The organism is Pectobacterium parmentieri (genome assembly GCF_001742145.1).
GTDB lineage: Bacteria > Pseudomonadota > Gammaproteobacteria > Enterobacterales > Enterobacteriaceae > Pectobacterium > Pectobacterium parmentieri.
The window spans coordinates 2518210-2532703 of the sequence record NZ_CP015749.1 but is presented as its reverse complement, the minus strand read 5'-3'; the positions used below and the strand labels follow the sequence as shown (position 1 = coordinate 2532703).

At 53.0% G+C, this 14494-nt stretch carries 13 protein-coding genes; 10 read left to right on the top strand and 3 right to left on the bottom strand.

The window, feature by feature from the left end; genetic code table 11:
* Nucleotides 1-73: 73 nt before the first annotated feature.
* Entirely contained in the window at nucleotides 74-1291 is a 1218-nt protein-coding gene (gene fabB / locus A8F97_RS11480; protein ID WP_014699120.1) for a beta-ketoacyl-ACP synthase I, read from the top strand.
* Between the two features lie 104 nt (nucleotides 1292-1395).
* Here fabB and A8F97_RS11475 read toward each other — a convergent pair whose 3' ends face one another.
* The 3 genes from A8F97_RS11475 to A8F97_RS11465 all read right to left on the bottom strand — a co-directional run bounded on the left by A8F97_RS11475 (nucleotide 1396) and on the right by A8F97_RS11465 (nucleotide 4657).
* Complete coding sequence (locus A8F97_RS11475) at nucleotides 1396-2322, bottom strand: alpha/beta hydrolase (RefSeq protein ID WP_014699121.1); 927 nt, start codon at nucleotides 2320-2322, stop codon at nucleotides 1396-1398.
* A gap of 98 nt (nucleotides 2323-2420) precedes the next feature.
* Nucleotides 2421-3686: a flagella biosynthesis regulator Flk gene (gene flk / locus A8F97_RS11470; protein ID WP_033071126.1), complete on the bottom strand. Its 1266-nt coding sequence runs from the start codon at nucleotides 3684-3686 to the stop codon at nucleotides 2421-2423.
* Nucleotides 3687-3772: 86 nt separating this feature from the next.
* A complete protein-coding gene (locus A8F97_RS11465; protein WP_181374901.1) occupies nucleotides 3773-4657 on the bottom strand; it encodes a DMT family transporter in 885 nt (294 codons plus the stop codon).
* A gap of 309 nt (nucleotides 4658-4966) precedes the next feature.
* Here A8F97_RS11465 and pdxB point away from each other — a divergent pair, with 309 nt between their 5' ends.
* From pdxB to purF, 9 genes are all read left to right on the top strand, one after another.
* Nucleotides 4967-6103, top strand: a complete 1137-nt coding sequence (gene pdxB / locus A8F97_RS11460) for a 4-phosphoerythronate dehydrogenase PdxB (protein ID WP_033071127.1) — start codon at nucleotides 4967-4969, stop codon at nucleotides 6101-6103.
* Between the two features lie 130 nt (nucleotides 6104-6233).
* Nucleotides 6234-7244 carry an aspartate-semialdehyde dehydrogenase gene (locus A8F97_RS11455; RefSeq protein ID WP_014699125.1) on the top strand — a complete coding sequence of 337 codons (1011 nt, stop codon included), beginning with the start codon at nucleotides 6234-6236 and terminating at the stop codon, nucleotides 7242-7244.
* Nucleotides 7244-8095: a tRNA pseudouridine(38-40) synthase TruA gene (gene truA / locus A8F97_RS11450; RefSeq protein WP_014699126.1), complete on the top strand. Its 852-nt coding sequence runs from the start codon at nucleotides 7244-7246 to the stop codon at nucleotides 8093-8095. Before A8F97_RS11455 ends, truA begins: the two co-directional genes overlap by 1 nt.
* A 194-nt stretch (nucleotides 8096-8289) precedes the next feature.
* A complete protein-coding gene (locus A8F97_RS11445; RefSeq protein WP_025919216.1) occupies nucleotides 8290-8952 on the top strand; it encodes a DedA family protein in 663 nt (220 codons plus the stop codon).
* Between the two features lie 224 nt (nucleotides 8953-9176).
* Nucleotides 9177-10094 (top strand): acetyl-CoA carboxylase, carboxyltransferase subunit beta, encoded by a 918-nt coding sequence (gene accD, locus A8F97_RS11435; protein ID WP_005969895.1) that lies wholly within the window; start codon nucleotides 9177-9179, stop codon nucleotides 10092-10094.
* A gap of 105 nt (nucleotides 10095-10199) precedes the next feature.
* The gene (gene folC / locus A8F97_RS11430; RefSeq protein ID WP_033071128.1) at nucleotides 10200-11468 is read left to right on the top strand and encodes a bifunctional tetrahydrofolate synthase/dihydrofolate synthase; all 1269 of its coding nucleotides are present in this window, start codon (nucleotides 10200-10202) and stop codon (nucleotides 11466-11468) included.
* The gene (gene dedD, locus A8F97_RS11425; protein WP_033071129.1) at nucleotides 11458-12210 is read left to right on the top strand and encodes a cell division protein DedD; all 753 of its coding nucleotides are present in this window, start codon (nucleotides 11458-11460) and stop codon (nucleotides 12208-12210) included. Before folC ends, dedD begins: the two co-directional genes overlap by 11 nt.
* 174 nt (nucleotides 12211-12384) lie before the next feature.
* Complete coding sequence (gene cvpA / locus A8F97_RS11420) at nucleotides 12385-12885, top strand: colicin V production protein (protein ID WP_005969889.1); 501 nt, start codon at nucleotides 12385-12387, stop codon at nucleotides 12883-12885.
* A 21-nt stretch (nucleotides 12886-12906) separates the two neighbouring features.
* A complete protein-coding gene (gene purF, locus A8F97_RS11415) occupies nucleotides 12907-14424 on the top strand; it encodes an amidophosphoribosyltransferase (protein ID WP_005969887.1) in 1518 nt (505 codons plus the stop codon).
* Nucleotides 14425-14494: the final 70 nt, after the last annotated feature.

Below are 14494 nucleotides of genomic sequence, written 5' to 3'. Positions count from 1 at the left end.
TGTTCAGCTTACAACTGTACGCTAAAGTGCGAAGCGAAATCCCAAACTTTATAAGTGGAAGAAGAGGTATTAAATGAAACGTGCAGTGATTACTGGCCTGGGGATCGTATCAAGCATTGGTAATAACCAGCAGGAAGTTCTGGCATCATTGCGGGAAGGCCGCTCGGGCATTACTTTTTCTCAAGAGCTGAAAGATTCCGGCATGCGTAGTCACGTCTGGGGTAATGTCAAACTGGACACCACTGGCCTCATCGACCGCAAAGTTGTGCGTTTTATGAGTGATGCGTCGATTTATGCCTACTTATCTATGGAGCAGGCGATTCAAGATTCTGGGCTGTCTGATGAGGTTTATCAGAATAACCCACGCGTTGGCCTGATTGCGGGTTCCGGTGGTTCTGCTCGCTATCAGGTATTTGGTGCTGACGCGATGCGTAGCCCGCGTGGCCTGAAAGCCGTTGGCCCTTACGTTGTGACTAAATCAATGGGTTCTGCGGTATCTGCGTGTCTGGCAACGCCGTTCAAAATTCACGGTGTGAACTACTCGATCAGCTCTGCCTGTGCGACTTCCGCGCACTGCATCGGTAACGCGGTTGAGCAAATTCAGATGGGCAAACAAGACATCGTGTTCGCGGGTGGTGCTGAAGAGCTGTGCTGGGAACTCGCCTGTGAGTTTGATGCGATGGGCGCACTGTCTACCAAATACAATGAGACGCCAGAAAAAGCCTCCCGTACTTATGATGCAGGTCGCGATGGTTTCGTGATTGCAGGCGGCGGCGGTATGGTCGTGGTAGAAGAATTGGAACACGCGCTGGCACGCGGTGCGCACATTTACGCAGAAGTAGTTGGCTACGGCGCGACGTCTGACGGTGCGGATATGGTTGCCCCATCCGGTGAAGGTGCGGTTCGCTGCATGAAGATGGCGATGAACGGTGTGGATACCCCGATCGATTACCTGAACTCTCACGGTACGTCTACGCCAGTTGGTGATGTGAAGGAACTGGGCGCAATTCGTGAAGTGTTTGGTGATAACTCACCAGCTATCTCCGCGACGAAAGCGATGACCGGTCACTCTCTGGGGGCTGCTGGCGTTCAGGAAGCCATTTACTCTCTGCTGATGCTGGAACACAGCTTTGTTGCACCGAGCATCAACGTGGAAAATCTGGACGAGCAGGCTGCTGGCCTGAATATCGTGACCGAACCGACGGAACGTAAACTGACCACGGTGATGTCTAACAGCTTCGGTTTCGGTGGTACGAACGCGACGCTGGTGATGAGAAAACTCGATAAATAATCGGTTTTTCACCCGCGTATTATTATGAAAAGTAATAAAAACCCCGCAGGCGCAAGCCGCGGGGTTTTGTTTTTGGGATGGTGTTCAATTAGTGTGAGGTTCTGTTATGGAAGAGGTACTGTCCATTTTTTGATTGCGGTAGTGACATCCTGCATTGCGTCTTTTGCCGCCTGACTGATGCCCCCAAGCTGGAAAAAACCGTGAATAACCCCCAAATAGCGCCGGCATTGTGCATTGACACCCTGCTCGGTTAGCGTGCGGAACAATGCTTCTCCTTCGTCTCGCAGCGGATCATATTCCGCTGTAATTATCAGCGTTGACGGCAAACCCGATAATGGGCTGTGCATTGCCGGGCTGGCTTCGCAATGATTGGGAGTCAAGGAATCAAAATAGGCTTCATATCCACTCACCAATGTTTCTCGTGTAATGACATAATCTTTGCCATTTGTACGGTAACTATCGCTGCTGGCTGTGGCATCCAGCATGGGGTAGATCAGGATTTGTCCGCAGGGTTTGAATGTACCGCGATCGCGTAACCGTATGGCAGTCACTAACGCTAGGTGGCCTCCAGCACTGTCACCCATCAAGATGATATTGTCGGGATCGATATCCAGCATGCTGGCGCGTTCATGGATCATTTTAGCAGCATGGTAGGCATCATCATGTGCAGCCGGGTAGCGATGTTCTGGGGCTAAACGGTACTGTACTGCAATGACTTTACAGCCGCTGTGAAAGGCGATATGTCGTAATTGGCAATCGTGTGTGGCGAACCCACCGCTGACGAAACATCCACCATGATAGTAAATTACAGCAGAAGCGTGTGGCTGTGCGGTCGGTGGCGTGTAAAGCCGCAGTGTGAGTGATTGCCAATTTATCTCTTCACAATTGACGCCAGGAGGTGCCTCTCCTGCCAGCACGGTACTGGCGATATATCCTTCACGGCGTTCTGCCAACGTTTGATTTTTTACTGAAGGGCGACCATTACGGATAAACGTATTGACGAGTTCAGCAATGTTTGGCTCAAGAGTCATCCTGTCTCCTTAGATGGGAAGAAAGCTGAGTTGCGTGATTAAGGTGTACTATCGTGGTGTGGTTGGGTTTAACACGTATTGTGCAGACTAATTTTGCGCTACAGCAACACCCAGAGCAGAAACGCAGCCACGCAGGTGCTGACAATCACCAGAAACATCGGTTTATGGAACAGGGATTGCCAACTGAGCGGTAGCGATGCAATCAACGGGTTAAACAGCGGGGGCAGCAACTGCGAGGTCGTCGTCCAGTCAGTTTCCTGTGAGCGCTGAATTCGTTGCGTAAACAGGAACGTCAGCAGATCGCTGACCTGCATCGGCGTCAACGGGGTTTGCAAGCTGATATTGAAGCGATTCTGTGTGTAATCTATCAATAATTGCTGTTCCTGCGCGGTCATCGGCTGTTGTAACAGGGCCTGCAACGGAGCAAGGTTCGGGGAAAGCTGGGTATTCTGCGTTGGCAGTGGCTGTGATGATGAGAGCGTGGCTGTTGACGCTGAATTTGTATTTGTCGCGTTAGCCGTATTGGTTGTGTTGGCTGTCGGCGGTTCCTGATGTGCCCCAGCCGTTCCCGTATTGGTCGGCGTTCCCTGTGGCGTCAACGTGGTGCGAAGCAGCGTCTGCGTCTGTTGCAACTCAACTTGTGCTTGCAGGAACTGTGTTAGCAGAGGCAGATGCTTGAACGGGATGGCGTCGCCAGGGGTAAGATTCTGCATCGTCATCAGATTACTCAGCACTCTCGCAGGTTGTTCCCCTGTCATGGTTGCTAGCCGGGTGACTAACTGATTCAAGCTGCGCTGTTCAACTGGAGAAAGCGGACGTTCGGGCGAATTAGGAGCCTGAGCCGCTTGCGGCGTTGAGGCCGGTGCCGTTGACTGCGGAATTTGCCCATTTTGTAGCAATGTAACCACCTGCTGTAGCTGCGTTTTACTCAGCGCGCTTAGCGTGGTGCTGCCGAACTGTTGACGGATGAAATCACTGACTGCCTGACGATTATTGCCCTGAGGCAGCATCTCTGTCAGGCGCTGGAGCAACGGCTGACGGCCACTGTTATCTTGCGCCTGCGTTAGACGCGTCTGAAGTATCTGCTCGGCCGGCTGGTAGTGGCGGGACTGCAGTTCATTATTCTCAGCCAGCCCTAATCCCTGTTTTACCGTCGTCCAGACTTCTGCCGCCTTTGACGTTGTCAGTGCGGCAACTTTAAGCACCAGATTTTCCAGCGTCGTGCGCTGTGCCAGCGTCAGCGGCCGATCGCCGCTGCTGGAACCTGCGGCGTTAGAGGATGCAGATGAGGTTGACGATGTGGTTGTCGGCGTAACCGCACGTTCGCCGGGCAGCGGGGCACCTGGGCCACTTACAGGTTGCATATCGGTTATCCTCACTGCCGTCATGATTGAAATGAATCATAGCAATCTCCCGTGGCGGCCGATAGTCATGCGTCGCCTAAAACGCACTAATCACTCGAGGTTCGCCCTAACGGGACGCGCAAACGCTGGGCGAGGATAACGCCAAGTAGCGTAATGCCCCCGCCAACCAGATGATAATGGTGTAACGGTTCGTGTAAAAAACCAATCGCAATCACTGCCGCAAAGATTGGCGTCAGGTTCATAAAGATGGCGGCTTTGCTGGCTCCCAGACGCATCACCCCTTGAATCCAGAGAAAAGGCGCAATAATGGAGGCCATGATGCCGGCGAAAATGACCAGCGGCAGATTTTGACCATTGAGCTCGACATTGTCCGTCAGCAAGAAATTAGGAATCAGCACCACCACGCCAAAGGCAATTTGTACATAGAGCGATACCCAGTTGGGCAACGGGATGCTCCAGCGTTTGGTTAACACGCCATAGAGTGCATACGACAACGCGGCACAAAACATCATAAATTCACCGGGGCCGATGCCTTGCGCCAGAATCTGTTCGGGATGCCCTTCGCCAATCAGCCAGACAATGCCTGCCAGCGACAGTAGGCTTCCGAGCAGCACACCCAGCGTGGGTGCCACGCGTAGCAGAGGAATGCTGAGCAAGACGGTGAGTAGCGGCACAAGCGACCCCATGATCCCCATCATTACGGCGCTGATCGTGTGCGCGGCGTAGTAGGCCAGACTTTGATACAACACCATGCCGAGCAGACCCAACACCAACAGTTTCCATGCGTTCTGGCGAATGGTTGCTGCATGATGGCGCAGGGCTGGTAGCATGAATGGCGTCATGACGAGGAACGCCAACAGCCAGCGGTAAAATGAAATGGCAGCGGGATCGATGACGCTCGCGGAAAGTTTGTTGACGATGACGTTAACTGACCAGATCAGGACGGCGATGGTGGGAAATAGAGCGTTCAACGTTGGGTTTCTCGTAGGAGACCAGACGGAAAATGTATCGGTTGCCAGTCTGGTTGATAAAAATGGGCAAGTGCCGCAATGGCAAACAACATAGCAGAGCCACGTGACGACGATCAACCCAGTCTATCCTTCAAGAGGTATGGTTTGGCTACGGTAAATTGCAGTCTATCGTGAGAACGATGACGTTACGATAGCGACGTGAACCGATGGAGGAAAGGGATTGCATCGTAATTGCCTTGGGTTTCTGCCCCATTCGGTGGCAAAATATCTCCCCGCTTTTTTGCTGGCTACAGGTTACCGGAGAAGAGAATGAAGATTCTGGTTGATGAGAATATGCCGTATGCCCGCGAGCTTTTCAGCCGTTTGGGTGACGTTCAGGCCGTACCAGGACGCCCTTTGCCGCGCGATCTGCTGGCAGGCGCTGATGCGCTGATGGTGCGATCGGTCACGAAGGTGAACGCAGATCTGCTGTCTGGCACAGCGGTAAAATTTGTCGGCAGCGCGACGGCAGGCACCGATCATGTTGATGAGTCCTGGCTTAACGCTAACGGCATCGCGTTTTCTGCCGCCCCCGGTTGTAATGCCATTGCGGTCGTAGAGTACGTGTTTTCTTCTTTGCTGATGTTGGCCGAGCGTGATGGTTTTCAACTGCGTGATAAAACTGTCGGTATTGTCGGCGTGGGGAATGTTGGTCGGCGTCTTGATGCACGCCTGAAAGCCTGGGGTGTGAAAACGCTGTTGTGCGATCCGCCGCGTGCCGACCGCGGGGAGGCGGGTGATTTCCTACCGCTGGAAACGCTGGTGCGTGATGCCGACATTCTGACGCTGCATACGCCGCTGTATCTCGACGGTCCGTACCGTACTCATCATCTGGTTGATGCCGCCGTACTGAACGCGTTTGCGGACGGACGTATCCTGATTAACGCCTGCCGTGGCCCGGTGGTGGATAATGCTGCACTGCTTGAGGCGCTGCAACAGGGTAAAAAACTCAGCGTAATTCTTGATGTGTGGGAGCCAGAACCTGCGCTATCGACCGATCTGCTGGCGCGAGTAGACATTGGCACGGCGCACATCGCCGGTTATACGTTGGAAGGCAAAGCGCGCGGTACCACTCAGGTCTTTGAGGCGTGGAGCGAGTTTATCGGAACTCCGCAGCAGATCGCGCTTTCATCGCTTTTACCTGTGCCAGACTATGCTGAAGTGACATTAACTGCGCCAGTGGATGAGGCGTTGCTAAAACGTCTGGTGCATCTGGTGTATGATGTGCGCCGAGACGATGCGCTGTTACGCCATGTTGCGCATCAGGAAGGCGAGTTCGATCGCCTGCGTAAACATTATCAGGAACGACGCGAATGGTCGTCACTCCATGTCATCTGTGCCGATGCTGAGAGCGCAGATTGTCTGAACGCGCTGGGATTCACCGCGTCGGTGCGGGGCACACGCTAGCGGCGCTCCTCTTGCGACGGTGTTGCGCGAGTATGATCCTTTTTTATTCAGGAACTGACAAACGATGTCGCTATCGTCTGTCGGTTTCCTCCATTATTTGTGTTTCATTCAAAATTTGGGAGAGAACCAAATGTCTGACGGCTGGAATATCGCTCTGCTGGGCGCAACGGGCGCAGTAGGCACGGCGTTACTGGAATTATTGCAGGAACGCGAATTCCCAGTGGGTGAACTGTATCCGCTGGCCAGCGAACGTAGCGCGGGTGAAACCATACGTTTTAACGGCAAATCCTGTCTGGTCACGGATGTGGCTGATTTTGACTGGTCACAGGCGCAGTTGGCGTTTTTTGTCGCCGGGCAAGATGCCAGCGCTCGCTATGCCGAAGCAGCAGGGGATGCGGGTTGTCTGGTTATCGACAGCAGCGGCCTGTTTGCGCTGGAGCCGGATGTGCCGCTAGTGGTGCCTGGCGTGAATACGCATACGCTGGCGGATTACCGTAACCGCAATATTGTTGCGGTGGCGGATAGCCTGACCAGCCAACTGCTGACGGCGATTAAACCGTTGACCGATGCTGCTGGGCTTTCGCGTCTGCATGTCGTCAATATGCTGTCAGTTTCCGCACACGGTAAAGCGGCGATAGACGATCTGGCTGGGCAAAGTGCCCGCTTGCTGAATGGTATTCCGCCCGAAGCAGGGTTGTTCCCGAAACAATTGGCGTTCAATCTGTTGCCCTTACTGCCGGATGACGCGGGCAGCGTGCGTGAAGAACGCAGCCTGGTCGATCAGGTGCGTAAAGTCTTGCAGGATGAAGGCCTACCCGTTTCAGTGACCTGCATTCAATCCCCTGTGTTCTATGGTCACGCTCAGGTTGTTCATCTTGAATCGCTGCGTCCGCTGTCTGCGGAAGAGGCGCGTGACGAGCTGCTCAATGCCGGAAATATTGAAGTCAGCGATGAGCAGGATTACCCGACGCAGGTGGGTGATGCTTCCGGCAATGGCCAACTGAGCGTCGGCTGTCTGCGTAATGATTACGGTATTCCTGAGCTGCTGCAATTCTGGTCCGTTGCCGATAACGCTCGCTTTGGCGGCGCGCTGATGGCAGTGGCAACGGCAGAATGTCTGGTGCAGGAGTATCTTGGGTAATGTCGGAAACCACTCAGGCGGCGGCTATTCAAGCCACCGCCGTTGCGGAAAACGAACGTGCTTCGCTGAAAATTGCGCTAGGCATTGAGTATGACGGTAGCCAGTATTATGGCTGGCAGCGTCAGAATGATGTCGCTAGCGTACAGGCCTGTCTTGAAAAGGCGCTGAGCAAAGTCGCGGATGAACCGATAGAAGTGTTTTGTGCCGGAAGAACCGATGCCGGGGTTCACGGCACTGGGCAGGTCGTGCATTTCACCACGCAGGCGATCAGAAAAGATGCCGCCTGGACGATGGGCGTGAATGCGAATTTACCGCCGGACATTGCCGTGCGCTGGGTGAAAACGGTAGATGAAGATTTCCATGCACGCTTTAGCGCAACAGCACGTCGCTACCGTTATGTTATCTATAATCACCGCTATCGCCCTGCGGTGCTCTCGCACGGTATGACGCATTTTTATCATCCGCTAGATGTGGAACGGATGGAACGCGCCGGACAGTGTCTGCTGGGGGAAAATGATTTCACCTCTTTTCGTGCGGTTCAGTGCCAGTCGCGCACGCCGTGGCGCAATGTAAATCATTTAAAGGTTACACGTCACGGTGACTATATCGTGGTAGATATTAAGGCCAATGCATTCGTCCACCATATGGTGCGCAACATCGTTGGTAGCCTGATGGACGTCGGGTGTGGCAATCGTCCCGAGTCGTGGATTGCAGAACTGCTGGTAGCCAAAGATCGTACGCTGGCAGGCGCAACGGCCCGAGCAGAAGGGCTGTACTTGGTGGCGGTAGATTACCCGACGCGCTTTGCTTTGCCGCAGCCTACGATGGGGCCGCTCTTTTTAGCAGATTGATGTTTTTGCTGTAACGAGTGCGTTTTTTGCGCATTGCATGCTGCCGGATGGCTATAAATCAAAAAGCCGTGTGCGATGCGTGATAAGGACGATACGAGTTAGCGTGCTATACGCAAGGCAACACGGATGGTGCGGCTGCCTTGCGTATATCGACCGCGTGCGTTTGGTATACATTCTTGGGAGAAGATGTTGTGGTGGAGTTCATACAGTTTATTATTGATTTTATTCTGCACATTGACGTCCACCTGGCGGAACTGGTGGCGCAATATGGTGTCTGGGTTTATGCCATTTTGTTCCTGATCCTGTTCTGTGAGACAGGGCTGGTGGTGACACCGTTTTTACCGGGGGACTCGCTGCTGTTTGTCGCAGGGGCGTTGGCGGCGCTGCCGTCGAACGATCTGAATGTGCATACGATGGTTTTTTTAATGATTGCCGCCGCGATTACCGGCGATGCAGTGAACTACACGATTGGACGACTGTTCGGAGAGAAGTTGTTCAGCAACCCGAACTCAAAGATTTTTCGCCGCAGCTATCTGGATAAAACGCATGCGTTTTACACACGTCACGGTGGCAAGACGATAATTCTGGCACGCTTTGTCCCGATTGTGAGAACATTTGCGCCGTTTGTCGCCGGGATGGGGCATATGAGCTATCGGCATTTTGCCGCCTATAATGTTATTGGTGCATTGCTGTGGGTACTGTCGTTCACCTATGCGGGCTACCTGTTTGGCGATTTGCCGGTCGTGCAGGAAAATCTGAAATTACTGATTGTCGCGATTATTTTTCTGTCTATCCTGCCGGGGATTATTGAAATCGCCCGTCACCGTAGAGCAGCTTCGCGTGGCAACGTGAAATAAGTGAAGTATTTTAACATCCGGTTTGACCAGTTTTTTATCCACAGTCCCGGAGCGTTATGGTTTAATGGGCAGCATTTATGGTCTGTTCTCGGGAACACCCTTGGTGCCGATGCCTTTGTACCGCGATTGTCGTGCGTCTCAGGCATTTTTTCATTGGCAATGTTGTCAGGGAATAACATGAACAGCGGACTGGCATTTGCCAGGTTCAAGCAGAAAGGTTATCAATGAGCTGGATTGAACGAATTCTTAACAAAAGCAATATCACACCGACCCGTAAAGCAAACATCCCTGAAGGGGTCTGGACAAAATGTGATAGCTGCGGTCAGGTTCTTTATCGCGCTGAGTTGGAACGCAATCTGGGGGTCTGCCCGAAGTGCGATCACCATATGCGTCTTTCCGCGCGTGCCCGTCTACAGGCTTTTCTGGATAAAGAAAACACTGTCGAGCTGGGAAGCGAACTGGAGCCGAAGGATGTCCTGAAATTTCGGGATTCCAAAAAATATAAAGATCGTCTGGTTTCTGCGCAGAAACAATCCGATGAGAAAGACGCGCTGGTTGTCATGAAAGGTACGCTTTACGGCATGCCGGTTGTGGTCGCGTCGTTTGAGTTCGCTTTCATGGGCGGTTCAATGGCGTCCGTCGTCGGGGCGCGATTTGTGCGTGCCGTTGAGCAGTCACTGGAAGATGGTTGCCCGCTGGTGTGCTTCTCCGCCAGTGGCGGGGCGCGTATGCAGGAAGCGCTGATGTCGCTGATGCAAATGGCGAAAACCAGTGCGGCATTGGCGAAAATGCGTGAGCGCGGCTTGCCTTATATTTCCGTACTGACCGATCCAACCATGGGCGGCGTTTCTGCGAGTCTGGCGATGCTGGGCGATCTGAACATTGCTGAACCGAAAGCGTTGATTGGTTTTGCTGGCCCACGCGTTATCGAACAAACCGTGCGTGAAAAACTGCCGCCGGGCTTCCAGCGTAGTGAATTCCTGATTGAGAAAGGGGCGATTGATATGATCGTTCGTCGTCCGGAAATGCGCTACAAGCTGGCCACTATTCTTGCCAAACTGACGAATCACCCAGAACCGGGCAACGATGACGTGGAAATCCGCAGCGATGCGCCGTCTGAATCATCACAGGATGACGCATAATTGACATGATGGGCTGGGCGTGTGGCATTCGACCACGTCGTTCTCGACTGCGTTGTAATGTGCACGCTCTGCCTGCAATGAACCGTAAGCCAGTGAACGGGACTCATGGATACTCTTCAAATACCTCAAGCCACGTCACCTTTGGTTACGTGGCTTCATTATCTTGAACATCTGCACGCTCAGGCCATTGATTTAGGTCTGGAACGCGTTAAGCAGGTTGCTGAACATCTTCAACTGCTACAGCCTGCTGCCACGGTTTTCACCGTCGCGGGGACGAACGGCAAAGGAACCACCTGCTGTACGCTGGAATCTATTCTGTTGGCCGCAGGCCTGCGGGTTGGCGTGTACAGTTCACCTCATCTTGTTCGCTATACCGAGCGGGTGCGTATTCAAGGCAACGAATTGCCTGAAGCGCAGCATACTCAAGCGTTTGCGGATATCGAAGCAGGAAGGGGGGCGGTATCGCTCACCTATTTTGAATTCGGTACGCTGTCGGCGCTGCAACTCTTCAAACAAGCGAATCTGGATGTCGTCATTCTGGAAGTGGGATTAGGCGGGCGTCTGGATGCCACCAATATTGTGGATGCGGATGTCTCTGTGGTCACCAGCATTGCGATCGACCATACCGACTGGCTCGGTAATGATCGGGAGAGCATCGGTCGTGAGAAAGCTGGGATATTCCGACAGGATAGACCCGCAGTCGTTGGTGAGCCGGATATGCCAGGAACCATTGCCGATGTTGCTGCTGAGAAAGGCGCACACCTGCGTCGGCGCGGTCGAGACTGGGAATTTTCAGTTCAGCGTGAGACGTGGAGTTGGCAGGATAAACAGCGTGAATTGTCGCGTTTACCCTTACCCAATGTTCCGCTGCCGAACGCCGCTACGGCATTGGCTGCACTGCACTATTCTTCACTGAATGTGAGCGAAGAGGCGATTCGTCAAGGCTTACAGCGTGCGGCATTACCGGGCCGTTTTCAGGTCGTGCAGCAATCACCGTTGTTGATTCTTGATGTTGCACATAACCCTCATGCGGCGGCGTATCTGGCAAATCGTTTGGCTACGTTGCCAAAAACCGGAAAAATACGTGCGGTGGTCGGTATGCTGGCGGATAAAGATATCGCGGGTACGCTGGCCTACTTAACGCCGTTGGTGGATGAGTGGTATTGCGCGCCATTGGAAGGGCCGCGTGGCGCAACGGCGCAGCAGATTGCCGAGCATCTGACGTGCAGCCAGTCGTTCCCCAATGTTGTTACTGCCTGGCAGCAGGCGATGTCTGAAGCGACAGAACAGGATATCGTCATTGTGTGTGGATCTTTTCATACGGTAGCGCATGTGATGGAAGCGCTGGATGAGGAGAAGGCGAATGGCGAGTAAATTTCAGAATCGATTGGTTGGCACGGTCATTCTGGTCGCGCTGGGCGTGATCGTCTTACCTGGCCTATTGGATGGTAAGAAAAAGCACTACGAAGATGAGTTTGCCTCGATTCCGCTGATCCCGAAACCGGGCGACAGCAATGAGATGGAATCGCTGCCTGCGCTGAACCCGTCGTTGCCGAGCCAGCCACCGGAAGGGGCGGGAGCGGCGATGCAGAACAGCCCGGAAGCCGAAACGCCGGAAGCTAAATTACCTGAATCCAAGGCACCTGAAACGTCCACGCCACCATCGTCGCCTCGCTCAGGCACGAATACGCCAGCCATGACGGCACCGCCAGTGGTGGTTGAGCGTCCACCAATTCAGACGCCAACGCCTGTGACGCCGAAGCCTCAGCCAAAACCTGAGCCCAAGCCAGAAGTGAAACCGAAGCCTGAACCTAAACCAGAGCCGAAACCGGAAGTGAAGCCTGAAACGCAACCGACGCAGCAAGCGCCTGTCGGACAGGCCTATATTGTGCAGCTTGGTGCGCTGAAAAATGCGGATAAGGTGAACGAGATTGTCGCTAAGCTGCGTCTCTCTGGCTATCGCGCGTATACCGTACCGTCAACGCCGGTTTCAGGACAAATTACGCGGATTTATGTCGGGCCGGATGCCTCGAAGCAAAAGCTGGAATCTTCTCTGAGCGAACTGCAACAGTTGAGTGGGTTAAGCGGGCAGGTGCGAGCGCATTCGGTTCGCTGAGACCGATAGATAATAGAATCAGGTGTAAAGAATTGTTGGTTTTTTCGCCTGATTATCTATCGATGAAATCGGCGGAAATACGCTACGCAAACGTTTTCTTTTTCTGTTAGAATGCGCCGCGAACAGGATGACGTAGCGGCTTATCGGTAGCATCGTTCATTATTAGGATAGTTCATGGTTTGGGTTGATTACGTCATTATTGGCATCATCGGATTTTCGGCTCTGGTTAGCCTGATCCGGGGGTTTGTTCGTGAAGCGCTGTCGTTAGTAACCTGGGGATGTGCTTTTTTTGTTGCCAGTCATTACTACGCGTATCTCGCGGTTTACTTCACCCGTTTTGATGATGAGCTGGTGCGTAACGGCATTGCGATTGCCATTCTGTTTATTGCAACGTTGATTGTGGGAGCTATCGTCAACTATGTGATTAGTTCACTGGTTGAACGTACCGGATTATCCGGCACCGATCGCGTTCTGGGCATCTGTTTTGGTGCGCTGCGCGGGGTGCTGATCGTTTCCGCACTGCTATTCTTTCTGGATACGTTCACCGGTTTTTCACAAAGTGATGACTGGAAGCAGTCCCAGTTAATCCCGCAGTTCAGTTATATTATCAGGTGGTTTTTTGACTACCTGCAAAGCACGTCAAGTTTCTTGCCGCAGCATTTATCGCTGCGGTAGCGCTGATGAGGAAAAGACACCATGTGCGGTATTGTCGGTATCGCCGGTTTTACACCGGTCAACCAGTCGATTTATGACGCGTTAACGGTGTTGCAACACCGTGGGCAGGACGCTGCGGGTATTGTAACCATCGATGCCTTTAATTGTTTTCGCCTGCGTAAGGCCAATGGCCTGGTGAAAGATGTGTTTGAGGCGCGGCACATGCAACGCTTACAGGGAAACATGGGGCTTGGACATGTGCGTTATCCGACGGCGGGCAGTTCCAGCGCTTCGGAAGCACAGCCTTTCTATGTTAACTCTCCGTTCGGCATCACGCTGGCTCATAACGGTAACCTGACGAACGCCCACGAACTGCGTAAAAAGCTGTTCGAGCAGGAGCGTCGTCACGTTAACACCACGTCTGATTCTGAAATTCTGCTGAATATTTTTGCCAGAGAGTTGGATCGTTTCCAACATTACCCGCTGGAAGCCGATAATATTTTTGCGGCTGTTGCTGCAACGCACCAGCAAATTCGCGGTGCCTATGCCTGTGTTGGCATGATTATCGGTCATGGCATGGTGGCGTTCCGCGATCCTAACGGTATTCGTCCGCTGGTTATCGGTAAACGTGACCTGGAAGATGGCCGCAGTGAATACATGGTAGCGTCAGAAAGTGTTGCGCTGGATACGCTGGGCTTTGAGTTTTTACGCGATGTTGCGCCGGGAGAAGCGATCTACATTACGGAAAAAGGACAACTGTTTACCCGCCAGTGCGCAGAAAATCCAAAGAGCAACCCGTGCCTGTTCGAATATGTGTACTTCGCTCGCCCAGACTCTTTCATCGATAAAATTTCGGTCTACAGCGCACGCGTTCGCATGGGTCAGAAGCTCGGTGAAAAGATTGCGCGCCAGTGGGAAGATCTCGATATTGATGTTGTGATCCCTATCCCTGAAACCTCGTGTGATATTGCGTTGGAAATCGCGCGCATTATTAACAAACCGTATCGTCAGGGATTCGTGAAGAACCGCTATGTTGGCCGCACCTTTATCATGCCGGGGCAGCAGGCGCGTAAGAAATCTGTACGTCGTAAGCTGAATGCTAACCGTGCCGAGTTCCGTGATAAAAACGTGCTGCTGGTGGATGACTCCATCGTGCGCGGTACAACGTCGGAACAGATTGTGGAAATGGCGCGTGAAGCGGGAGCCAAACGTGTTTATCTGGCCTCTGCGGCACCGGAAATTCGTTTCCCTAACGTGTACGGCATCGACATGCCGAGCGTTAATGAACTGATTGCTCATGGTCGCGAAGTGGATGAGATCTGTAAGATTATTGGTGCCGATGAACTGATATTCCAGGATCTCGAGGATCTGATCGACGCAGCGCGTGAAGACAACCCAGATATTGTTCAGTTTGAATGTTCAGTGTTCAACGGAATTTACGTGACCAAGGACGTCGATCAAGGCTATCTGGATTATCTGGAAGTTCTGCGTAACGACGACGCCAAGGCGTTGCGTAGTCAGAATGAAGTCGAAGATTTGGAACTGCACAACGAAGGCTAACGGCTAGCTTCACGTAAGGCTTTAGTGAAGGGGGAGGGCGCGAAAGTGTCTTCCCCCTTCTTGTATATAG